15 protein-coding genes are annotated in these 23,294 nt (G+C 69.0%); 9 read left to right on the plus strand and 6 right to left on the minus strand.

The genetic code is table 11. The features are described from left to right. Positions 1–4 precede the first annotated feature (4 nt). The 3 genes from ON34_RS06620 to ON34_RS06630 all read left to right on the plus strand — a co-directional run bounded on the left by ON34_RS06620 (position 5) and on the right by ON34_RS06630 (position 6,835). Complete coding sequence (locus ON34_RS06620) at positions 5–1,021, plus strand: discoidin domain-containing protein (RefSeq protein WP_157172193.1); 1,017 nt, start codon at positions 5–7, stop codon at positions 1,019–1,021. A 1-nt stretch (position 1,022) separates the two neighbouring features. Then, complete coding sequence (locus ON34_RS06625; protein ID WP_040775649.1) at positions 1,023–1,721, plus strand: hypothetical protein; 699 nt, start codon at positions 1,023–1,025, stop codon at positions 1,719–1,721. Between the two features lie 170 nt (positions 1,722–1,891). Next, positions 1,892–6,835, plus strand: a complete 4,944-nt coding sequence (locus tag ON34_RS06630; protein WP_051022209.1) for an NAD-glutamate dehydrogenase — start codon at positions 1,892–1,894, stop codon at positions 6,833–6,835. Positions 6,836–6,874: 39 nt separating this feature from the next. Here the strand turns inward: ON34_RS06630 and ON34_RS06635 are convergent, their stop codons facing one another. Next, on the minus strand, positions 6,875–7,939 hold the full coding sequence (locus tag ON34_RS06635) for an SPFH domain-containing protein (protein WP_040775653.1): 1,065 nt from the start codon (positions 7,937–7,939) through the stop codon (positions 6,875–6,877). A gap of 213 nt (positions 7,940–8,152) precedes the next feature. Between ON34_RS06635 and ON34_RS06640 the strand changes: the two genes are divergently transcribed. Beyond that, positions 8,153–9,685, plus strand: coding sequence for an amino acid permease (locus ON34_RS06640; protein ID WP_040775656.1), 1,533 nt, complete (start codon positions 8,153–8,155; stop codon positions 9,683–9,685). A 188-nt stretch (positions 9,686–9,873) separates the two neighbouring features. Continuing rightward, entirely contained in the window at positions 9,874–12,261 is a 2,388-nt protein-coding gene (locus ON34_RS06645; RefSeq protein ID WP_245547911.1) for a serine/threonine-protein kinase, read from the plus strand. Between the two features lie 6 nt (positions 12,262–12,267). Here ON34_RS06645 and ON34_RS06650 read toward each other — a convergent pair whose 3' ends face one another. Then, entirely contained in the window at positions 12,268–12,624 is a 357-nt protein-coding gene (locus ON34_RS06650; RefSeq protein ID WP_040775662.1) for a DUF1707 SHOCT-like domain-containing protein, read from the minus strand. A gap of 217 nt (positions 12,625–12,841) precedes the next feature. On the opposite strand from ON34_RS06650, the gene ON34_RS06655 reads away from it, so the two are divergent. The 4 genes from ON34_RS06655 to ON34_RS06670 all read left to right on the plus strand — a co-directional run bounded on the left by ON34_RS06655 (position 12,842) and on the right by ON34_RS06670 (position 19,853). Then, the gene (locus ON34_RS06655; RefSeq protein WP_040775665.1) at positions 12,842–13,576 is read left to right on the plus strand and encodes a MerR family transcriptional regulator; all 735 of its coding nucleotides are present in this window, start codon (positions 12,842–12,844) and stop codon (positions 13,574–13,576) included. A gap of 244 nt (positions 13,577–13,820) precedes the next feature. Beyond that, on the plus strand, positions 13,821–14,402 hold the full coding sequence (locus ON34_RS06660) for a dihydrofolate reductase family protein (protein ID WP_040775668.1): 582 nt from the start codon (positions 13,821–13,823) through the stop codon (positions 14,400–14,402). 103 nt (positions 14,403–14,505) lie between these two features. Next, positions 14,506–17,016, plus strand: coding sequence for an ATP-binding protein (locus ON34_RS06665; RefSeq protein ID WP_040775670.1), 2,511 nt, complete (start codon positions 14,506–14,508; stop codon positions 17,014–17,016). A 299-nt stretch (positions 17,017–17,315) separates the two neighbouring features. Beyond that, positions 17,316–19,853 carry an ATP-binding protein gene (locus tag ON34_RS06670; protein ID WP_040775675.1) on the plus strand — a complete coding sequence of 846 codons (2,538 nt, stop codon included), beginning with the start codon at positions 17,316–17,318 and terminating at the stop codon, positions 19,851–19,853. An 85-nt stretch (positions 19,854–19,938) separates the two neighbouring features. Here the strand turns inward: ON34_RS06670 and ON34_RS06675 are convergent, their stop codons facing one another. The 4 genes from ON34_RS06675 to ON34_RS06690 form a co-directional block, all read right to left on the minus strand. Further along, positions 19,939–20,496: a hypothetical protein gene (locus ON34_RS06675; RefSeq protein WP_157172194.1), complete on the minus strand. Its 558-nt coding sequence runs from the start codon at positions 20,494–20,496 to the stop codon at positions 19,939–19,941. A gap of 150 nt (positions 20,497–20,646) precedes the next feature. Next, a complete protein-coding gene (locus tag ON34_RS06680; protein WP_040775680.1) occupies positions 20,647–21,021 on the minus strand; it encodes a hypothetical protein in 375 nt (124 codons plus the stop codon). Between the two features lie 695 nt (positions 21,022–21,716). Beyond that, positions 21,717–22,460, minus strand: coding sequence for a DUF6008 family protein (locus ON34_RS06685; protein WP_040775683.1), 744 nt, complete (start codon positions 22,458–22,460; stop codon positions 21,717–21,719). A gap of 177 nt (positions 22,461–22,637) precedes the next feature. Further along, positions 22,638–23,279 (minus strand): TetR/AcrR family transcriptional regulator, encoded by a 642-nt coding sequence (locus ON34_RS06690; protein ID WP_051022210.1) that lies wholly within the window; start codon positions 23,277–23,279, stop codon positions 22,638–22,640. Positions 23,280–23,294: the final 15 nt, after the last annotated feature.

Raw genomic sequence — 23,294 nt, forward strand, 5'->3', positions numbered from 1 at the left:
GTTCATGCCCGATGAGGACGCGGGAGACGTTTTTCTCCGTCATCGAGGCGCGGTACTGGAGGCTTTGCTGTCCGATCCGTCGTTCGGGCCTTCGGCCGCGCCGCCCAGCGACAGTCCGGACTTCGGCACCGCGTCGCTCGGGCTTCCCGACCTCGATCCGGACTCCGAGCCGGTGGCGCCGCGGCGCCGCGGCGGTGACGGCCCGAGGGCCAGCGAGCGAATCCTCGCGCTGCTGAACGGGCAGACCCAGGACACGACGTCCGCAATGGATTTCGCGAGCGACTACTCCGCGGCCGCGGCGCGCTCGAACACGCCGGAACCGGAACCAGAACCAGAACGTCCTGCGGCCACCCAGTCCAACCGGCTCGCGCCTGCGCAACAGGTGGCCAAGGACGCGCTGGTTCAGCTGCGCAAACCGCGGGTGGCGTTGATTGTCGCCGCGGTGGTCGCGGTGCTTCTGGTGCTGCTGCTGGTGACCACCGGTGGCGGCGACTCGAAGAACACGGCGCAGAACCAGCTGCTGGTCGTCACGCCGCCGCCGACCTCAGCGGCGCCGACGACGTCGGCCGCTCCGGCGGCGGGCTCGATCATCCAGGTGAAGTCCGCGGAGTCGAAATGCCCGCCGGGCAGCACCTCGGCGATGGACGCCTTCTCCGGGCAATCGGGCAAGGCGTGGTCGTGCGTGCGCGCCTACAAGGTCGACGGCCAGGTGATCACCATCGACCTGGGCAAGACCTACCAGATCGACTCGATCGGCATCGTGCCCGGCTGGGACAACATCAGTGCGGACGGTATCGATCAGTGGTCGAAATACCGCACCGTGAGCCGGGTTTCGTACCAGTTCGACGACGGCAACAAGACCGTCTACACCCAGCCGACCCTCGATCAGCGCACCTTGGTGGTGACCAAGATCGAGCCCACCGTGAGCGCGTCGAAGATCGTGCTGACTGTGCTGGAATCCAAAGGCGGTCCTTCGATCAACACCACCGCCATCTCCTCGATCGTGGTCACGGGGCGCTGAGGTGTCCACGCTGCGCGAGCTGGTCTGCGAGTACTGCGGGCATCGCAACACCGGTGCCAATTCCCGGTGCGCGCACTGCGGTGCGCCGCTGCGGTCGTCGGGGGACAAGTCCGTCGTCGAGCGCAAGCTGCCCACCCAGGTGGCCGAGGTTGCCGAGAAGGTCGGCGCGGAGGCGGAGAAAGCGGTCGCCGAGACCAAGAAGATCGTCGGCAAGACGTATCCGCTCTGGCAGTGGCGTGCCGTCGGAATCGCGATCGTGGTCATGATCGTTGCCGCCGTCTTCGGTGTCCGCTCCTGCTCGATGCCTTTTCCCGTGGTTCCGAGCGGCGACACACAGGCACAAGCCATGCCGGGTCTGCTGCGGTCCGCGGCATCGTGTCAGCCGCTGGACAACACCGGGCGCGGCGAGAAGTGCGTCATCGCGGCCGACAACCCGATGCTCTTCGGCGGTATCGCCGGTGGTAGGGATCTGACCTTCTATTCCGAGCTGGTCCAGCCGGATCAGCTGTCGGACACCATGTCCCGCTGGCGCAACGCCCGCGCGGTCGTGCTCGTCGACGGGCCCGTCTATGTGGCGATCAGCCCCTCGGCAACCGTCTGGTACGCGGACACCCGGGCCGGTTTCCGGTTGGAGACAGGGACATTCGCCGGTCAGACGGCCGCCCGGACCTTTGTCTCGCGGGCGGGACTGGTCCGCTGACACGGCACCGTCCGCCTCGTCCGGCCGAAGAAACGCCCTGATCCGGACGCCGTAACCCGTATCTGCTACGGAAAATTATTGTTACACTGTTGATTGTGCCGTTATCCAGCGGTACGTTATTTGAAGTACGACACACGTACGAGCGCAGTTCTCGGGAAGGCAACGGATCGATGGTGGCAACCACCCAGCAGACGATTTCACCGAAGCGGTTCCACGATGATCCGACCGATCTAGAGGCGGCCTACTTCCGGTGGATCCAGCCGGGGCCCTCGGCCTCGGCGATCACGGATCGCGCCGAGCGGATCTTCCGCCAACACCTCGGCCTGGCGGCCACCCGCGCGCCCGGTTCGGCGACCACCCGGGTCTACCGCCCGGATGACAACGCCGGGCTCGGCGCCGCGATCCAGATCGTCAACGACGACATGCCGCTGCTGGTCGACTCGGTCACCGCCGCGCTGCGGCGGCTCGGTGCGACGATCACCGAGGTCGTGCACCCGGTGTTCGACGTGTCCCGGGACGCCGAGGGCAGGGTGCTTTCCATCGCGCCCCGCGACGTCGAGGCCGAACCCTCCGCCGAGGCCGACGGACAGACATTGCGCGAGTCGTGGATTCACGTGCAGCTGGGCGCGGGCCTGTCCGACGAGCTGGTGGACCGGATCGAGCGCGCGCTGCCGCCCCTGCTGGCTGACCTGCGCCAGGTCGCCGACGACACGCCGACCATGGTCGAGGTGCTGACCACTGTCGCCGACCAGCTCGATCAGGCCGCGCAGTGGGCAGGCGACGCCGAGATCCCGCAGACCGCGAATCTGCTGCGCTGGCTGTCCGACGGGCACTTCACCCCGCTCGGCTACGGCTACTACCACTTCCGCCGTTCCGCGCCGACCGCGAACGCCGACTTCGAGCCGTGGCAGCTGCCCGGCACCGGACTGGGCGTGCTCGCCGGCGGCGCCGCCGCGGATATCAGCGTGCCGGTGGTCGGCGCGAAGCGGACGGTCCTGCGCATGGCCAACGGCTCGGTGGACTCGCTGCTGCCCGGGTCGCGGGATCTGTACTTCATCAGCGTCGCCGACTACGGCTCCGGCGATCCGAGCGGGCGCGCGGCCTGGGGTGACACCGTCGCCATGGTGAAGGGCGAGCACGTCTTCGTCGGCACCTTCACCGTCGCGGGCCTGCACGAGAACATCCTGGACATCCCGGTCATCTCGCGGCGGGTGCTGCAGGTCATCGACTGGGCCGGTTTCGACCTCAACTCGTTCTCCGGGCAGGCGATGCTGGAGATGATGCAGTCGTTCCCGCGGGTGGAGCTGTTCTCCACCGACGCGCGCAGGCTCTTCGAAACCGTCTCCGCCGTCATGAATCTCGGCCTGCGGCGCCAAGTGCGGTTGTTCCTCCGGCGCGACGCGCGCAGCGACACCATCTACTGCCTGGTGTACATGCCGCGGGACCGCTACTCCACCGAGGTCCGTGTGCGCATGGGCGACATCCTGCGTGCGGAGTTCGACGCCGAGCAGATCGCCTATTCCGCGCGAGCCACCGAATCCGAGCTGGCCGTCGTGTATTTCACGGTGCACCGCAAGCCGGGCGCCGAACCGGGCGACATCTCCGAGGACAACCGCGAGCGGATCCAGGAGCTGCTGCTGGCCACCACGTGGACCTGGAGCGACCGCCTGGTCGCCGAGGCCGCGGGAGCCTCGGATGTACCGCAGGCGCTCGTCGGCGACTACGCCGCCGCCTTCCCGGCGAGCTACCAGCAGGAGCACGAGCCCGCGCGTGCGCTCACCGATCTGCGCAGGCTGGAGCGGCTGGCCGACGGCGAGATCGACACCAATCTCTACCGGCACGGCGAATCCGCCTCCGCGGAGTGGCGATTCACGCTGTACGTGGCGGGCGAGGGCGTCTCGCTGAGCCGGGTGCTGCCGGTGCTGCACAGTCTCGGTGTGGAAGTGGTCGACGAGCGGCCCTACCGCATCACGGTGCCGGACCGGCCGGACCGCTGGATCTACGACTTCGGGCTGCGCGTGACGGCCGCGCCGCTGCGGGACGCGCTCGACAGCGAGCCGCCCGCGCAGCTCGGGCAGTCGGTCGATGTCGCGTCGCTGCCGGAAACCAGTGTGCGACGGCGTTTCCCGGACGCGGTGACCGCGATGTGGTTCGGTCGCGCCGAGGTCGACGGCCTCAATGAGCTGATCCTGCGCGCTGGTCTGCACTGGCGTCAGGTGGCGCTGCTGCGCGCCTACGCGAAGTACTTGCAGCAAGCCGGATTCGCCTACACCTTCGGCAACATCACCCGCGTGCTGCTCACCCACCCGGCCACCGCCCGCTCGTGCACCGAACTGTTCGCCGCGTACTTCGATCCGGATAGGGTCGACGATCAGACCGCCGACCGGGCCGCCGAGATCGCCGAACGGGTGCAGTCCGAGATCGACGCCGTGGTCAGCCTGGACACCGACCGGATTCTGCGCGCCCTGTTCGGCTTGATCGAGGCGACGCTGCGGACCAACTACTACCGGCATGACGAGGCGGGTGATCCGCTGGACTACCTGTCGGTCAAGCTGAACCCGCACGCGATCGCCGAACTGCCCAAGCCGCGTCCGCAGTTCGAGATCTTCGTCTATTCGCCGCGAGTGGAGGGCGTGCACCTGCGCTTCGGCTCGGTCGCGCGTGGTGGTTTGCGGTGGTCGGATCGGTTGGAGGATTTCCGGACCGAGATTCTGGGTTTGGTGAAGGCGCAGGCGGTGAAGAACGCGGTGATCGTGCCGGTCGGTGCCAAGGGCGGGTTCGTGGTCAAACAACCGCCCGCGGCGACTGGCGATCCGGTGGCGGATCGGCAGTCGCTTGGTGCGGAGGGTGTTGCCTGCTACCGCACCTTCATCTCCGGTTTGCTGGATATCACCGACAATGTGGATCGGGCGACCGGTGAGGTGTTGCCGCCTGCTCGGGTGGTGCGCCGCGATGGTGACGACACGTATTTGGTGGTGGCCGCGGACAAGGGGACGGCGACGTTTTCGGATATCGCCAATGAGGTGGCTCAGAGCTACGGGTTCTGGCTGGGTGATGCGTTCGCCTCTGGTGGGTCGGCGGGTTATGACCACAAGGCGATGGGGATTACGGCCAAGGGTGCGTGGGAGAGTGTCAAGCGGCACTTCCGTGAGATGGAGATCGATACCCAGACGCAGGATTTCACTGTTGTGGGTGTCGGTGACATGAGTGGTGATGTGTTCGGCAACGGCATGTTGTTGTCGGAGCACATCCGGTTGGTGGCCGCGTTCGACCACCGCCACATCTTCCTCGACCCGATTCCCGACGCGGCGCGCTCGTTCCAGGAGCGGCAGCGGATGTTCGCCCTGCCGCGTTCCTCGTGGGCCGACTACGACCGGTCGCTGATCAGCTCCGGCGGTGGCGTCTACGATCGCTCCGCCAAGGCGATTCCGGTGACACCGGAGGTGCGTGCGGCACTCGACCTGCCCGCACACGTGACCACCTTGTCGCCGCCGGAGATGATCAAGGCCATCCTGCTCGCGCCGGTCGACCTGCTGTGGAACGGTGGCATCGGCACCTACATCAAGGCCAGCACCGAGACCAATGCCGAGGTGGGCGACAAGTCCAACGACGCGGTCCGCGTCAACGCCGACGAACTGCGGGTAAAAGTAATCGGCGAGGGCGGGAACCTGGGTGCGACCGCGCTCGGCCGCATCGAGTTCTGCCGCAACGGCGGACGGATGAACACCGACGCGCTGGACAACTCCGCGGGCGTGGACTGCTCCGACCACGAGGTGAACATCAAGATCCTGCTCGACGCCGTCGTCTCCAGTGGCGAGCTCCCGGTCGCGGAGCGCAACCCGCTGCTGGCCTCGATGACCGACGAGGTCTCCGAACTCGTGCTGCGGGACAACATCTCGCAGAACTTCCGGCTGGGGATGTCACGGGCCGACGCGGCGGGCATGTCCGGCGTGCACGCCAGGCTGATCAACGACCTCGAGCAGCGCCGCGGCCTGGACCGCGAGCTGGAGGCGTTGCCGACGGATGCCGAGCTGGCCCGCCGCGCCGCCGAAGGCACCGGGCTCACTTCGCCCGAGCTGGCCAATCTGATGGCGCACGTGAAGCTGTCGCTCAAGGCCGACCTGCTCGCCGGCGACCTGCTCGACAGTGCCGCGTTCGCGTCGGTGCTGCCCGCCTACTTCCCCGCGCCGCTGCGCGAGCGGTTCGCCGCCGCGATCGGCAGGCACCCGCTGCGGCGCGAGATCGTGGCCACCGTCGTGGTCAACGAGATGGTCGACTACGGCGGCATCACCTACGCCTTCCGTCTCGCCGAGGAGGCCGGGGCCACCACCGACGACGCGGTGCGCGCGTACAAGGCGGCGGTCGAGATCTTCGATCTGCACACGCTGTGGGAGCGGATCAGGCAGACGCCGATGTCCACGGCGGCGCGCAACGAACTGGAGCTGGAGACCAAGCGCACGCTCGACCGGGCGTCGCGGTGGCTGCTGTCCAACCGGCCGCAGCCGATCGCGATCGGCGCCGACATTGCCAGGTACCGGGACGGGGTGCGTGCGTTGGCCGGCCAGGTGCCCGCCTGGCTGACCGGGTATCTCACCGACGATCTCGCCGAGCGTTCGCGGCGGTCCATCTCCCGTGGCGCGCCGCGTGAGCTGGCCGAGGAGGCCTTCGGGCTGATCCACCGCTTCCCGCTGTTGGATGTGATCGACCTGGCCGACATCGCCGACCGCGATCCGGCGGAGGTCGCGGTGCTGTACTACGCGCTGAACGAGCACTTCCAGATCGAGCGCCTGCTGACCGCGGTGGGCAAGCTGGAGCGCGGCGGGCGCTGGCGGGCGCTGGCCCGGCTGGCGGTGCGCGAGGATCTCTACGATTCGCTGCGCTCGCTCACCCTGGACGTGCTGACCGCGAGCGAACCGCAGGACAGCACCGCCGAGAAGATCGCGTACTGGGAGTCGACCAACCGGTCGCGGCTGGCCCGGGCCCGTGCGTCGCTGGCGCAGATCTTCGCCGCCGAGACCCACGACCTGGCCGCTCTCTCGGTGGCGGCGCGGCAGGTCCGCGGCATGGTGAGCGGCGGTGAGTCGACCGCCGTCGCACCGACGGCCGCAGGCTGATCCATCCGGACGATGCCCGCCAGGCTGGCGCGCTCGGCGTCAGCCTCCGGGCATCGGCGTTCCGCAGGAACCGCAGAACTTGGCCGTAGCGGGCGATTCCGCGCCGCAACTGGGACAGTGCCGCGGCTGCGGCGCCAAGCGCGCACCGCAGTTCATACAGAACTTCGCGCCGGTCGGGTTCGCGGTATCACAGGCGGCGCAGGACACCTGTCCCGCCGCGGGAGCCGCGGGCGGAAGCTGCGGTGTGGCGGGATGGGTGCCGACCTGCTGGCCGATGGCGTTCAAACTCAGCGCGGCGCCGAGGAATCCGCCGTCGGCGCCGTGGTGGTGACCGTGCGCGAAACCCTGGCTCGCGCCCAGCGCGAGTTCGCCCGCGGCGTAGCGCTGGAAATCGCCGGTCAGGCGAATGTACTTGACGTCCTTGGCCAGGCGCTTCAGCCGCTCGGCGTCTTCGGGAGCCAGTGAGATGTCGAAGTTGCCGATCCGGGGGATGCGGAGGCCGTATTCGTAGAGCGCCGTGTTCGTCTGGCGCAGCACCGCGGTCTCGATCGGCTGCAACTGCGCCGAGAGCCCGAGCACCTGCCAGTCGCCGCGCGAGATGCCTTGTGTCACGGCAATTTTCATGGACTTGAGCAGCAGATCGGCGCACCAGCTCTGCACCCGCTGCTGGTCGGTGAGGTCGGCGGTGCCCGCCAGCTGGGTGAGCAGCTCGGCGGGATCGCGGACGGTGAGGGCGAACTCGCCGAACACGCGCAGGGTCACCACCTGCTCACTGACCGGGTCGAGGATGTCGGCCAGCCGACCACCGAACCGGATCCCCGGAAACTCCCTCGTGGAGACGAAGTACAGCTCGGCGCGATAGAAATTGCCGCCGGTGACCGTGTCGACGAGGGCGCCGAGCACCGGGAGCTCGGTGGCGTCGATGCGGTGCCGGCCGGGGCCCATCGCGGCGATCACCCGCCCGGACTGGACGAACAGGGCGATCTCGTCGGCGTTGACGATCGCGCGGCTGTAGCGGCGGATGTTGACATCCGGCCACTTGTAGACCAATTGGTTCTTGCGCTCCTCGGGGACCGCGATGAACTCCCGCTCGAACCACGCCATCTGCGCTCCCTCTACTGCATTCCCACTGCGAGCGTACCGATATCCAGTGGCTCGTTCAATGATTACACTTTGCGATCACTGCTGCTCGAACGCCCTTTTTTCAAAGTCGTTGATGTCCAGCATGTTACAAGTGGCGAGTCGCTATTGAACGTACCGCTATATAACGGTACATTGAGCGAAGTTATGATCGCCGTCACCTGAAAGGCCATCGCCATGACCACAGTTCGACCTCCCGCGGAGGCGCCCGCACCCGCTGCCGCGCTGCATGAGGAGGACGAGGGATATCACAAGGCCCTGCGCCCCCGTCAGCTGCAGATGATCGCGATCGGTGGCGCGATCGGCACCGGGTTGTTCCTGGGTGCGGGCGGGCGACTGGCCAGCGCGGGCCCGGGCCTGTTCCTCGTCTACGCCATCTGCGGCGTATTCGTGTTCTTCATCCTGCGGGCGCTCGGTGAGCTGGTGCTGCATCGCCCCTCCTCCGGATCGTTCGTCTCCTACGCGCGTGAGTTCTACGGCGAGAAACTGGCCTTCGCGGTCGGGTGGATGTACTTCTTCCACTGGTGCATGACCGGGATCGTAGACATCACCGCCATCGCGACCTATGTCCATTACTGGGGAGCGTTCGAAGCGATACCGCAGTGGCTGATCGCCCTGGTCTCCCTCGCGGTCGTGGTGGCCATCAACCTCATCTCGGTGAAGTGGTTCGGCGAGCTCGAGTTCTGGGCCGCGCTGATCAAGGTCGTCGCGCTGGTCACCTTCCTGATCGTCGGCACGGTGTTCCTCGCGGGCCGCTTCAAAGTCGACGGTCAGGTCACCGGCCCCAGTGTCATCACCGACAACGGCGGGCTGTTCCCCAGCGGCCTGCTGCCGCTGGTCCTGGTGACCACCGGCGTCGTCTTCGCCTACGCCGCGGTGGAGCTGGTCGGCACGGCGGCCGGTGAGGCGGAGAACCCGGAGAAGATCATGCCGCGCGCGATCAACTCCGTGATCGCCCGGATCGCGCTGTTCTACGTCGGTTCGCTGGTGCTGCTCGCTCTGCTGCTGCCCTACACCGCCTTCAAGAACGGTGAGAGCCCCTTCGTCACTTTCTTTTCGAAGCTCGGTATCGATGGCGCCGGTTCGGTGATGAACCTGGTCGTGCTGACCGCCGCGTTCTCCAGCCTGAACGCCGGCCTCTACTCGACCGGCCGCATCCTGCGCTCGATGTCGATGAACGGCAGCGCGCCCACCATCGCGGCGCGGATGTCCCGCGGCGGCGTACCCTACGTCGGCATCCTCGCCACCGGCGCGGTCGCGCTCATCGGCGTCGGCCTGAACGCGGTGGTGCCGGAGCAGGCGTTCGAGATCGTGCTGAACATGTCGGCGCTGGGCACCATCTTCGCGTGGGCCGCCATCGTGGTCTGCCAGCTGCAGCTGTGGCGCTGGTCGCGCACCGGCCGGGCGGAGCGCCCGTCCTTCCGGCTGATCGGCACGCCCTACACCAGCTTCGCGACGCTGGTCTTCCTGGTGACCGTGGTCGGCCTGATGGCCTTCAGCGATGACCACGTGCAGCGCGGAGCCGTGATCGCCATGGTCGTCATCATGATTCCCGCACTGGTCGGCGGCTGGTTCCTCGCCCGCAAGCGGGTGCTGCAGATCGCGGCGACCCGCGAGGGCGTCACCGGGCAGTTCCCGGTCCTGGCCGAGCGGCCGCAGCGCCACACCGGCGACACCGTGGTGATCCTCGACAAGCCCGACGAGGAGTGAGCCAGTATCCGCCCCGGGCGTTTCGCCCGGGGCGGATCTATTCCCAATGCCGGGAACAACACTCTGCGCATCGACAGGCGGCGGACCAGAATGAAACCCCGATTCAACGGTGGGTTTGAGAGGTTCGTATGCCGGAGCACCCCAGCGCATCCGACCGTCCACTCGCGCATCCGTGGGCGAATCGGCGAATGCGCGGCACCGAGGTGCCCCGGCGAACTTCCCACCCTTGGGCGACTCGGCACCTGCTCAAAACCGAAGTGGCCCCACGACTACCCGATCCGTGGTCGACACCGCGGTGGGCCGAGGAGCGGTCGAAGCGTGCCGTCGCGGTGGATTCCGTCCCCAGCGTCGTCGAGCGCGGGCCCGCTCCGGACGCCGCGCCGGAGCCGACCATCGGCACTGCCGAGCTGCTGCTCGGTGAACTCGAATCCGAACCCGGTTCCGGGCGCAGCGCGCGCTCGCGGCCGAGCGTGCGCAGATTGGGTGGCGGTCTGGTGTCCATGCCCAAGGTGAGCCCGCTCGATCCGCGCACCGCGGTCATGCAAGACCCGGAAGTCCCTGAGCACAAACGTTTCTGCTGGAAGTGTCAGCAGCCGGTCGGCCGCACGACCGAAGCCGGGCCGGGTGCGGTCGAGGGGGAGTGCGGCCGATGCGGCTCCCCGTTCAACTTCCGGCCCTCGCTCCAGCCGGGTGAGATGGTCGCCGACCAGTACGAGGTCCAGGGCTGTCTGGCCCACGGTGGACTCGGGTGGATCTACCTCGCCGTCGATCGCAACGTGAGCGACCGCTGGGTGGTGCTCAAGGGGTTGCAGAACCCGCTCGACTTCGAAGCGCACGTGGTCGCCCTCGCCGAACGCCAATTCCTCTCCGAGGTGGCCTATCCCGGCATCGTCAAGATCCACAACTTCGTCAAGCACCGCTCCGGCCGCGACGTGCCCGACGGCTACATCGTCATGGAGTACGTCGGCGGACGCTCGCTGAAGAAGATGCTCGACCTGCGTGCGCCGGAACGTATTCCGGTCTCCGAGGCGATCGCCTTCATGATGGAGATCCTGCCCGCGCTGGACTACCTGCACTCGTTCGGGCTGGCCTACAACGACCTCAAGCCGGACAACATCATGGTCAGCGAGGACGAGGTCAAGCTGATCGACCTCGGCGCGGTCGCCGCGATGGAGTCCTACGGCAGCATCTACGGCACTCCCGGCTACCAGGCGCCCGAGATCACCGAGACCGGCCCGACCGTCGCCTCCGACATCTACACCGTCGGGCGGACGCTGGCCGCGCTGGTCATGGACATGCCCAAGAACGCCGCGGGCCACCAACTGCCCGGCATTCCCTCGCCGGAGCAGGAGCCGCTGCTCCGGCGCTACCCGGCGCTGCACCGGCTGCTGCTGCGCGCGACCGATCCGGATCCCCGCCGCCGCTTCCCGACCGCGTACGCCATGTACGGCCAGCTCGCCGGTGTCCTGCGAATGGTGCTCGCCTACGACACGGGCAAGGAGCACCCCCAGGCGTCGCTGGAATTCGGCGCGATGCGGGGCGATTTCGGCATCGAGACGCTGATCGGGCAGACCGACGGGATGGCCGACGGGCGGCACCGGTTGCCCGCGCTGGACGCGCCGAGCGTCGTCGCGGCCCTGCCGGTTCCGTTGATCGACAGCGAGGACCCCAGCGCCGACCTGCTGTCCACCCTCCTGCACGGTGACCCGAGGCACGCCCTGGACGCGTTGCGCCGCACGGCCGACCGGATCGTCTCCGGGACGATCCGGGAGCCGGAGACCTTCGAGCTGGAGGGCACGCTCACCGCGGTGCGCGCGCACCTCGACCTCGGTGAGGTAGTACCGGCCTGCGACCGGCTCGCCGATCTGCGGCCCGACTATGGCACCGACTGGCGTATCGAGTGGTACTCCGCCATCGCCGCGCTGCTGGACGGCCAGTACGAGCGCGCCTTCGAGTACTTCGATTTGGTGCACCGCATGCTGCCCGGCGAGATCGCGCCCGCTCTGGCGCTGGCCGCCACGGCCGAACTCACCCTGCAACATCTGGGGGAAGCCGCGGGCGACACCGACTGGGGCGGGCTCGCCGAGGAGTACTACCGCACCGTGTGGCGGACCAACCACGGCGTGGTGAGCGCGGCCTTCGGCCTGGCCCGCAGGCTCGCCGCAGACGGCGGGCTGCTGGAGGCCGTGGAGGTCCTGGACCAGGTGCCGGAGGCGTCGCGCTATCAGAACGTCGCGCGGATGACCGGGTGTCTGCTGTTGGTCTCCCAGCCGATCCCGGAGACGACCGAGGCCGACCTGCTGGAGGCCGCCGCGCGCTTGGACGCGGCGCCCGACGAGCCACGAGCGCTGCAACTGCAGGTCATCGTGGTGGGCGCGGCGCTGGAGTGGGTGCGGGCGGGCGGGCAATCGGCCACCCCCGACGCGACCCTGCTCGGTTTCCCGTTCACCTTGCTGGGGCTGCAACGCGGGCTCGAGTCGAGCCTGCGTGCGCTGGCGCGGATCGCGCCGCATCGCTTGCACCGGTACCGCTTGGTCGACCTGGCCAACTACGTACGTCCGAAGTCGCGGTGGTGACCTGGCTCAGGTCGTCCGCGCGGTGAGCATGAAAAGCGCTGGCGCCGCCAGGATCACCAGCAGCCACAGCCAGTTGCCGGTGGTCACCGCGAGCACCACCGAGAACACCACGGCCGCCCCCGCCAGCACGACGAGGCGGGGCAGCGGATTGGCCGGGGTGACCTCGGGTGCGGGCGGTGTGCTGCCGGGCAGGTCGGCGAACAGTTCGGCCAGCTGAGCCTTGCTGGTCGCCGCCGCGACGGCGGCGCTGAGCTCGTCGAACTCGGCCAGGCCGATTCGGCCGGTGCCCAAGTGCTGGGTCAGCTCGCGAAGCGCCCGCTCGCGGTCGGCGATACTGGCCGGAGGGCCTGCGGATTCACCCATGCCGGAAGGATAGGCGCAGCGGCAAAAGCCGTGCACCGAGCGGGTTTCCAAGGGCGGGAAGGGCGGTCGGCCACGGGGTGCCGACGGTGTCCGGCGGAGCGTGGGGCGCCACCACCTGCGCGGCATTTGCTGAATTGTCGCTAGAGACCGGTCGGTCGCGCAGGCAATGGCCGCGCACCGGCCGTCGCACCGTGTTGCGATGTGGTTTCCTTGGAGTATGACTGCGGGTGTGGAGTACACGATCGACGAGCTGGCGCGGGAGGCCGGTACGACCGTGCGCAGCCTGCGCGTTTACCACGAACGCGGGGTGCTGCCGCCCCCGCAGGTCAAGGGGCGGACCGGGTTCTACGGCGCCGACCACCTCAACCGGGTGCGCACCATCAGCAGACTGCTCGACCGGGGGATCAAACTCAACGGCATCAAGGAATTGCTCAACGCCTGGGACCGCGGTGACGACCTGGGCGACATCCTCGGCGTCGGCGAGCCCGGCGCGCCCGAGACGGCCGCCGTCGACGCCGGGGACACCATCGCGGCGACCGAACTCGCCGAGCGCTACCGCGACGTGCCCAACGGCCTGGCGCGGGTCGTCGCCGCTGGCATGTACGAGCCGGTGGACGCGGCGACGTATCGGATCGCGGATCGGCGGCTGGCGCACGGTTTCGACCGCCTCACCGCCGCGGGTGTCCCGGCTGATCAAGCGCTCGGCGAGCTGGAGAAACTGCGCGCTGACGCCGACCGGATCGCCCGCCGCTTCGTCGACCTGTTCCGGGGCACCGTCTGGGCGTCGTTCCAGGATTCGCCGGGCGGCCCGGCGGAGGTCGCCGATCTCGGACAGCGGCTGGCGGCCACCCGCGCGATCCCCGGCGAGACCGCCGCCGAACTCGTAAACCACTTCATCGCAAAGTATCTCGACCAGGACACCGAGCTCGCCGAGGCGCTGCCGCGGGACTGATCGGCGGGTGCGCCCGGAACGGCAGGAAATATCTCCATTTCAGATTCCCATCAGTGGAGATACGTGACAGTAACGTGCCGTTAATTAGCGGTATATTGGCCTCATTCGACGCGCGTCCGCACTGTTGCGACGCTACCTATGGTCGTCTACCTAAGTATGTCTCCCACCGATCTACCGATGCGCCGAAGTGTCACTCTCCCCGACAATTTGACCGTCGCACAAGGGCAGCAGATGGGTGTGGGCAATGGGAAGCGTGACACTGTGGATGCAGATGTCGCTCGACGGCTTCGCGGAGGGGCCGGACGAGGAGATCCACTGGCCGGTGGTCGACGAGGAACTGTGCGAGTCGTTCCTCGACGAACTGCGTTCGGCGGACCTGTTCCTCTACGGTCGCAAGACGTACGAGATCATGGCATCGTTCTGGCCGACCGCCGACGTGGATCCGGCGATCTCGGAGTTCTACGTCGACTTCGCGCGGTGCTGGAAACAGACGCCGAAGCTCGTCTTCTCCCGGACCCTGCGTTCCGCCGGGTGGAACACCCGCGTCGTCCGGGACGATCTGGTCGAGCAGATCACCGCGCTCCGCGCGCAGCCCGGCTGCGACATGGTCCTGTTCGGCGGCGCGGAGACGGCGTCGGCGTTCATGAAGCACGACCTGATCGACGAGTACCGGCTGTTCGTTCACCCCATCGTGCTCGGTGGCGGCGTCCCGCTGTTCCCGACGCCCGTGGTGGCGTCGGGGTTGCAGCTCGTCGACGTGATGACGTTCGACAGCGCGGTCGTCCAAATGCACTACCAGCAGATGGCCTCGGCGTCGACGGCGTAGTGCGCCCACGCGGTGCCCGCCGTCGGCATCGGCGGGCGATATGGGACGAACGTTACTTCTGATTGCTCAGCGCGTGGGCGCGTGGTCGGCTAACTTTCGTTCTATGTCCCTGGTTCAGGCACGTGGCGACGTGCTGCCTGCATCCACCAGTGAATTCATCGGCCGGGAAACGGAATTGGACCGGCTGGGCGCGCTGCTGGACGGTGACGCCCGCCTGATCACCCTGGTCGGCCCCGGCGGGATCGGCAAGACGCGATTAGCCGCGGAGGCGCTGCGCCGTGGCGCGCGAGCCAGGCGCAGGCCGGTCTACTGGGCGCGGCTGGCCGAGCTGGAGCCCGACAGCACCGCGACCGCGCAGGACGTGATGCAGTCGGCGGTGCGCACCGATCTCAGCTCCCCACCGACCCGAGCCGCGCTGGTGCGCACCTTCACCAGCGAGGACCGTTCCGCCGAGCGCGCGATTCTCGTGCTGGACAACTGCGAACACCTGCTCGGCGCGGTCGCGGCGATGATCGCCGAGCTGCTGGACGCCGCCCCTGGGCTGACCATCCTGGCCACCAGCCGCGAACCGATCGGCTGGGCCGACGAGTACCTGCTCGCCGTGCCGCCGCTGTCGCCGCGCCAGTCCCTCGAATTGTTCCGCCAGCGCGCCGAACTCATCGGACGGGCGATCCCGGACGACCGCGAGCAGGTCGCCGTCGCCGCGCGGATCTGCCGCCGGGTGGACCACAACCCGCTGTTCATCCGGCTGGCCGCGGCCCGGTTGCGGCATCAGCCACCGATGATGGTGCTGCGGGAACTCACCGGCGACGCCGACGACAAGCGCCTGCACTGGACGCACGGAGCCAGGGCGGGCGCCGAGGAGCGCCACCGCGGCGTCTACGACGTCATCGCCTGGTCCTTCGCGCTGTGCAGCCCGCCCGAGCAACTGCTGCTGGAGCGGCTGTCGGTCTTCGCCGCGGGATACGAGACCGATGCCGAGTCGGTGCGGGGCGGAATCGAGCTCGACGCCGCGATCGCGGTGTGCGCCGATGACTCCCTTCCCGCGAGTGAGATCGAACACCTGCTGGAGCGGCTCACCGAGCAATCGCTGGTGTCGGCGCATCTGACCGCGACGACGGTCAGCTGGTACCTGGTGGAGAGCGTGCGGGTGTTCGCCCGCGACCAGCTGCGCCGCCGCGACCGCGGCGAGTTCGACCGCCTCGCCGCCCGGCACCGCCGGTACTTCCGAGACAAGGTCGTCGCCGGCCAGGCCATCTGGCTCGGCCCGCACGACCTGGCCTGGCTGGCCTGGGCGCGGTCGGCGTGGAACGACATCGTGCTCGGCATCGAATCCGGCCTCGCCGACCCGGCGGAGGCCGTGATCGCGCTGGAGACCGCGACGGTGCTGCTGTCGATGAAGGTTCCGTTCGTCAAGTCCGGTGCGGGCGCGCTGACCCGGCTGACCGAACGGGCGCTGGAAGCCACCAAGGCGGCCGGGCTCGGTCCCTCGGGGGTCGTCGACCTCGCCACCGCGCTGCTCGGCTGGATCTCGTTGTGGCAGGGGCGGCCCGACAACATCCCGCAGTTGCTCGCCGACTGCGGGACCGGCCCGGCCGAGCCGCGCTACACCGACGTGGATTTCGGCTTGCCCGCACCGGTGGAATGGATGTGGGGACTCGAGCTGATGCTGGTGCGCGGCGACCCGCGCGCGATCACCGTCCTCACCCGGGCCCGGGACAAGTTCGCCGAGCAGGGCGACCGCATCGGCGCCGAGCGCAGCGACGTGTTCGTGGCGTTCTGCTCCGCCCTCGTCGGCGACCGGCGGCAGGCGCTGGAGAACACCGCGCGGTTCCTGGAGCGGTCGGTGTCGTCCGGTTCGACGCTGTCGACGGCGTGGGCGGAAATCGCGCGGGCGGTGGCGCTGGCCAAGCACGGGTCCGCCGCCGAGGCGCTGGAGCTGACCCACGACGTGTTCACCCGCCACCGCGGGGAACGGGACACCTGGACGGCGACTTGGGCGGTGGGCGCGCACATCGTCGCGATGGCCCAGGTGCTCATCGCCGAGCGGGCCAGCGGCGGCGATCCCGCGGCGGTCGCCGCCACGGCCACCGAGATCGCGTATCTGGTGGGCAGTTTCAAGACGCGGCAGCGCTCGATGGGTATCGCGGTGGACCGGGTGCCGCTGATCGCCGCCGAGATCCGCAGCGCCGCGGAAGTCGCCCGCACGGTGCTCGGCGACCGGGCATACGCGTCGGCCGAGCGCCGGACCCGGCTACGCCCCGAACTGGACGCGCTGTGGTGGCCGACCACCGACTCGACGCCCGCGTCCCGGCGGCCGGACCGGCCCAGCGCGGCCCGCCCCGCGTCGCGGCGGCCCAGCTCGCGCTGGAACGAGCTGTCGGAGGCCGAACGCGACGTCGCCGTCTTCGCCGCGGCGGGCTGGCCGAACAGCGCCATCGCCGCCCTGCGGCGCAGCTCCATCCGGACGGTTGACGCGCAGGTGGCCACCATCCGGCAGAAGTTGATGATCGCCTCCCGAGCCGACATCGCCGGTCACATTCCCGCCGAGCTCGCCGACCGCGTTCGCCGTGAATCCGAGCGACGGCCCAGACGCGGCCGCAGGCGTGCCTGATGGGAGCTGCCGGAAGAGGTCCGTCGATAGCTCGCGTATGGCCGGAGCGAAGCGGGAGGTACGCATAGTGGGCACTGCCGGACGCAGTCCGTCGGTCGCTGCCGCATGGCCGGTGCGGAGGCGGGCGGTGCGCATAACGGGCGCTGCCGGACGCAGTCCGTCGGTGGCCGCCGCGTGGCCGGTAATGGGCGCTGCCGGACGTAGTCGGTCGGTAGGTCGCGTATGGCCGGAGCGAGGGCGAAGGTGCGCCTACTAGGCTGCTGCTCCCGGTGGTTTCTGGATCGATAGGTGTGGGCGGCATGTCGGAAGTGAATAGCGGCGGTGGCAACGGCCCCGCCGCGCCCGGCGAGTTCGTGGGCAGACACGCCGAACTGCGACAGATCGACGCGCTGCTGTCCTCGTCGAGCGCGCGGTTGATCACGCTGCTCGGGCCGGGCGGCATCGGCAAGACGACGTTGGCGTTCGAAGCCGTGCGCCGCTATCGCGGCACGGCGCGGCACTCGGTCTACTGGACGCGTCTGGCTCGGCTCGCGGCGGGCGCGGAGACCGGAGCGGTCGCCGAGGAAGTGCTCCAGTCCCTCGCCAAGAACGGCATCACCGGCCGCTCGGCCTGGGACGGCTTGGTGGCGACATTGAGCGAGGACGACGACGAGTCGCACCGGACCATCCTCGTGCTCGACAACTGCGAACACGTGCTCGGTGGAGTCGGTCCGCTGATCGTCGGACTGCTCGACGCGGTGCCCGGCCTGACCGTCCTCGCGACCAGCAGGGAGCCGGTGGGCTGGATCGACGAGCACCTGGTCCACGTGCCGCCGCTGTCCAGCACGCACGCCCTCGAATTGTTCCGGCGGCGTGCCGAGCGCACCGGACGGCCGATTCCCCAGGATCCCGGGCAGCTCGCCATCGCTGCGCGCATCTGCGGTCATGTCGACAACAACCCGCTGTTCATCCGGCTGGCCGCGGCGCGACTGCTGCACCGGCCGCCCGCGATCGTGCTGCGCGAACTGTCCGGCGACACCGACGACCGGCGCCTGCACTGGACGCACGGCGCCAGGGGCGGCGTCGGGGAACGCCACCGCAGCGTGCGCGACGTGATCGCCTGGTCCTACGGCCTGTGCACCGACCTGGAACAACTACTGCTGGAACGGTTGTCGGTGTTCGCCACCGGTTGCGACGCGGAGAACGACGAAACTCCGTGCGGCGGAGCGGATACGGACGCGATCGTGGCGGTCTGCGCGGACGCGTCGCTGCCCGCCGAGGAGATCGGGCCGCTGCTCGAGCGCCTGGTGGAACGGTCTTTGCTGTCGGCGCACATCACTCCGACCGCGGTCAGGTACTACCTGCTGGAGAGTGTCCGGGTGTTCATGCGCGACCGGCTGGCGGCGCGCGGCGGCGACGTCGACGAGGCGCGGCTGCTCGCCCGGCACCGGCGGCACTACCGCGACCGGGTCGCCGCGGGCCCGGCCACCTGGTACGGCCCACGGGAACAGGAGTGGATCGACTGGGCGCGCACGGCCTGGGACAACATCCTCATCGCCATCGAGACCAGCCTGGCCGACCCGGAGGAGGCCGTCGTCGGGCTGGAGACCGCCGCGACGCTGATGGCGTTGCGTGTGCCGTTCATCACCGGCTCCAACCGTGCCATCACCGGTCTCACCGAACAGGCGCTGGAAGCCACCGCCCAGCTCGATCCGCCGCCGACCAGGCTGCGCATCAACGCCACCGCGCTGGTCGGCTGGATCGCCATCTGGCAGGGCAGGCACACCTACACCGCGCAATTGCTGGACGAGTGCGCCGCGGAGTGCCTGACCGACCCGGACCTGCGCCGCGGCTGGCGGGAGACCACGGCCACCGACGTCGGCCTGCCCGCCCCCGTCGAGTTCACCTGGGGCCTGGAACTGCTGCTCATCCACTTCGACCTGCGCGCGGCCGACGTACTGGCGCGGGCGCGAAGGAAATTCGCCGCGGCGGGCGATCGAGCGGGGGAGCAGCGCAGCGAGCTGTTCGAGACGCTCACCTACGCCAACATCGCCGATGCCGACGTGGCGCTCGGCGCCACGCGCAGGCATCTGGACCGGGCCCTCGACTCCGGCGCGGCCTGGGCGATCGCTTGGGCGGAGCTGGCCGTGATGATCGCGGTGTCCAGGCACGGCGATCCGCAGGAGGCGGTGCGGCTCGGACAGTCCACGCTGGAGCGCCTGCTGACCACCGGGGACACCTGGACGGCGGGCTGGGTCGCCCACTTCAGCATGATGGCGAAGACTTACCTGCTGTGCGCCCGGCTCGACGCGGGCGAGGCCGGGAGCGCCGAATCGATCGCCGCGGCCACCGAAATCGCCCATCTGCAAGGCGGAATCGACACGCTGCACCGTTCGATGGGCATCGTCGCCGACCGGGTGACACTGGTGGCCCGCGGCACCGCCAGAGCCGTCGAGGTGGCCACCTCGGTCGTCGGCGAGGAGGCCTACGCGGCGGCCGCCCAGCGCGGCGCCCGCCTGCGGCCGGAACGCGACGAGCTCCAGTTGTTCCTGCTCGGCAGGTTGCCCATCGATCAGCTCCCCAGCCCCCGACCGCGAGCGAGGACGATCGCCTCGCGCTGGGACGAGCTGACCCCCGCGGAGCGCGAAGTCGCCGTGCTCGCCGCCGCGGGCTGGGCCAACAGCGCCATCGCCGGGCGCAGGGGCAGCTCGATCCGGACGGTCGACGCCCAAGTCGCGGCGGTGCGCAGGAAGCTGATGGCCGCTACCAGGGCCGACATCACCTGGCATATCCCGGAGAACCTGGAGGAACGGGTGCGGATGGAATCCGAGCGGCGGCCCGCGCGGCGCTCTGCGTGATCGCGTCCGAGCCCCGCACCAACGCGACCACGCCCGTAACCGTCGCGGCGGTTACGGGCGTGGTCGGGGGTTGTTCGGGGTTCGGTCAGATCAGGGAGCCGTCATGGCAGGAGCCCGATGACCGCCAGGACGGCCGCGGACCCGTGCCGGGATCGAACGCCCACTGGTCGATCGGTCCTGCGGCTTTCCAGTACAGCCCGCCGCGTCCGTCCGCGACGACCTGGTAGACGTCCTCGGAGCCCTCGATGAGCTGGTTGCCGACGCAGTAATCGTTGTAGTCGGTACCGAATTGGCGTGCGCCGGCGCTGAACAGGCCGGTGGGGTTGGTGTACGCGCCCGGGTTGGGGACGGTGCTGGCCCGGCGCGCGTCTCCGCGGTGCCAGGAGGACGTGTGCCAGTACGGAGCGCCGCGACCGTCGGTGCCGCAGAGGAAGTTCCAGCCGCCTGCCACGACGGTCGTGCCCTGGCCGTAGGCGCCACCGGCCCAGAGGCAGGCAGCGCCCTGAGCCTCGGCGGTGCCCGCGCCGAGGCTCAGGCCGCCCGCCGCCACCACTGCCGCCGCCAGCAGGGTGAGCGTCCGTGCCGGGGCGGTCCGCTTGTCGTTACACGCGGACGCCCGGCGTAGGCCTCTAATCTTGCTCATTGGTGCTTCTCTTTCGTGCGCTATCCCGGCCGCCGGCAGGGGATCGGGAATGATGATGCTTCAAGTAGTGTGCCGCTGAATAGCGGTAAGATCACTGCGAAAATCGGGAAAGGTGTCGTGGTGCTGCGAGCTGGTGCGTCGGCTGGACGATCAGCGGCACCAGCTGGCCTGCGGCTTGCACACGGTGTAGCCGCTGCCGTCCGGGCGGGTCGTCCGCGACCAGGTCGAGCTGTTGGAGTTGCTGCCGGTGACGGTGTCGTTCGGCCCGGGCTGGCTCTGGCGCTGGTGGTAGTCGCGGCGGGCCTGGTCGGCCGCGTTGGCTTCCAGCCGGTCGCTGTTGATGTGGTGCTGACCCATCGGGTCGATGTGGGTCCAGCCGTGGTCGTCGCCGGTGCCGTTGCGCGGATCCGAGGGATTCGAGCGCGGCTCGGCTGTGGTGATGCCTGCGGCGCCCGCGGTGAGCGCGCCGATGATCACGGCACAGGTGAGCAGTCGCCGGGCGGTATGCGCGATGGTGGCGTTCATCGTAAGTCTCCGTTGGGAATTCGAACCGTGCGCGGCGCGGTTCGGGATGCGGCGGTGCGGCGAACGGCGGGTGTCGGGGTTGCCGCGCGGGGTGGGGGCGGGGAAGGAATCGCGGCGGCATCCGTCGCGGACATGTCGTCCGGGGGTCGGTGCCGGTCGGCGCGGTTCCGGTCGTCGGGGCGGGAAGAGCCCGGCCTGTCGTCTCCGTGGCGGCCCGGGTATGCGGGGCGCGGGTCCTCGACGGTGTCGGGCCCGGCCAGCGCTCGGGTCGGCGCCGGGGTTTCCGGCGTGGCCGCTATCGCGCTCACGATCAGCGGGCGGACGAGCCAGGTCTGCGTCCGTCGCTGGTGGGCAGTGATGCCGGTCATCGTTCGTGTCCGATTCATCTCGCCACCCTTGGGATCGGGGATCGGTCCGGTGTGGTCCGATCAACGACTCCCTGTCTATCGTGCCGTTGGATAACGTCACATTAATCGACGGGTAGATAGTTGTCGAGTGGTTTCTCGGTGCTGGGAAGTCGGCGGAGCGGCGGGGTGATGACCAGCGGCGATCGGGCGCGCCGAAAGATGGTCGGCGGCAATATTTCGCCCGTGCTCCCTCAGGAACCGTTGGTGGCCAAGGCGGGTGTGAATACGAGAAACCGCGTCTGTCGGCAGGTGACCTGCCGGCAGACGCGGTGTGGATCTACGAGGAAATCAGGCTTCGATGGCGTAGGCCGGGGCCACCGGCTCTGGCGCCGTGTCCGGAACGCGGCGCGGCTCGGCCGCGGCGGGATCACGGAACGGGGCTTCGATCACCGCGCGTTCCCGCCACAAGTGGTACAGCGCGAGCGCGAAGATGGTCGTGCCGATCACGTTGGCCAGGAAGTGCCACCAGATGCGGTAGGTCGACGCGCCCGCACCGGGATCCAGCAGGCCGAAGATGGTCGATAGGCCGATCGCCTCGGTGCCGAACGCGACCGTGAGGGTGAGCGCGAGATGCTCGAGCCCGTGGATGCCCTGCATCAGCACGCCCATCCGGCCCCACTTGCGCGCCTTGCTCTCCAACGCGTGATGGGTGATCAGCGCGATGCCGACCAGCCCGGCGAGGAAGTGGAAATTGCCGACCAGGTGCAGGATTTCCATGCCCAGCGACGGCTTCATGTGGTTGACCTGGCCGAACCCGTTGGCCAAGCCGGTGCCCCACGGGGTCATCCAGGAGGGTGAGTTCGGATGCTGGATCCAGTACCCGACCTGCGCGACATGTTCTTGGAAGTGGGCGATCTGGGCGATCACGCCCAGTCCTATGACACCGAGCGCGGTGCGGAACATCCAGGGGCGCAATGGTTTTCGAAGGGCAACGATGAGCACGCCGACGGCCGCCCACATCACGACCATCCACGCCACCATCCCTATGGCGCCTAGGATTTCCAACGCGCTCGCTTCGGCTGTGTGGTTCATCGAACCGCCCTTCTGTGCGCCCTCCGGCAACGGCGACGGATGGGATGTTGCAACGGAACGCGTTCAGACGCGTTATCCGCAAGATACAAGCCGACGCTCCGTTTGTCCGAACTATCCGAATGTCCAGGTGCGCCGACTAATTCGGCCCTCGTTATGCGTGAAGTGCATAGTCCATGCTCAGGCGGGTTGCAGGAATCCCTCGATGATCCGGCGGGCGCGCTCGGCGGCCCCGGGATCACCGATCCGGAACGCCGTGTTGGTCGCGCAGAGCACCGCGTCGATCTGGAACGCGGCCAGTTCCGTGTCCAGCTCGGCGATCTCACCGGCGGACACCGCCGCGCGCAGTTCCCGTTCCAGCAGCCGCACCCATGCTCGCTGGTCGCGCAGCAGCGCGTCCCGGACCGGGCCCGGTTTGCTGTCGTGCTCGGCCATGGTTGCCACGCGGAAGCAGCCGCCCGCGAACAACGGCGTCTCGGCGTACACCATCCAGTGCTCGACCAGCGCTCGCAGGCGGGCGACACCGTGCGGCGCGGACCGCGCCGGTTCCACGACCGCCTCGCCGAACCAGTCCCGTGCGTAATCGATCGCGGCCAGTTGCAGCGCCTCTTTGGTGCGGAAGAGGGTTTGGATCCCCGCCTTGCTCAATCCGGTGTCGGTCGCCAGCCTGCCGAAGCTCAAACCCGAGAGCCCGTCCAGCGAGGCGATGTCGACCGCCTGCCGCAGCACCGTCGCGCGGGTCTTCGCGCCGCGCAGCAGACGCTTGTCGGTGATGTCCGGGGTGTGCCGCTGGGGCGGCGAAACGGAGTCCGCACGTTCCATACGGTCGATCGTACG

The organism is Nocardia pneumoniae NBRC 100136, from assembly GCF_000308755.1.
GTDB classification, from domain to species: domain Bacteria; phylum Actinomycetota; class Actinomycetes; order Mycobacteriales; family Mycobacteriaceae; genus Nocardia; species Nocardia pneumoniae.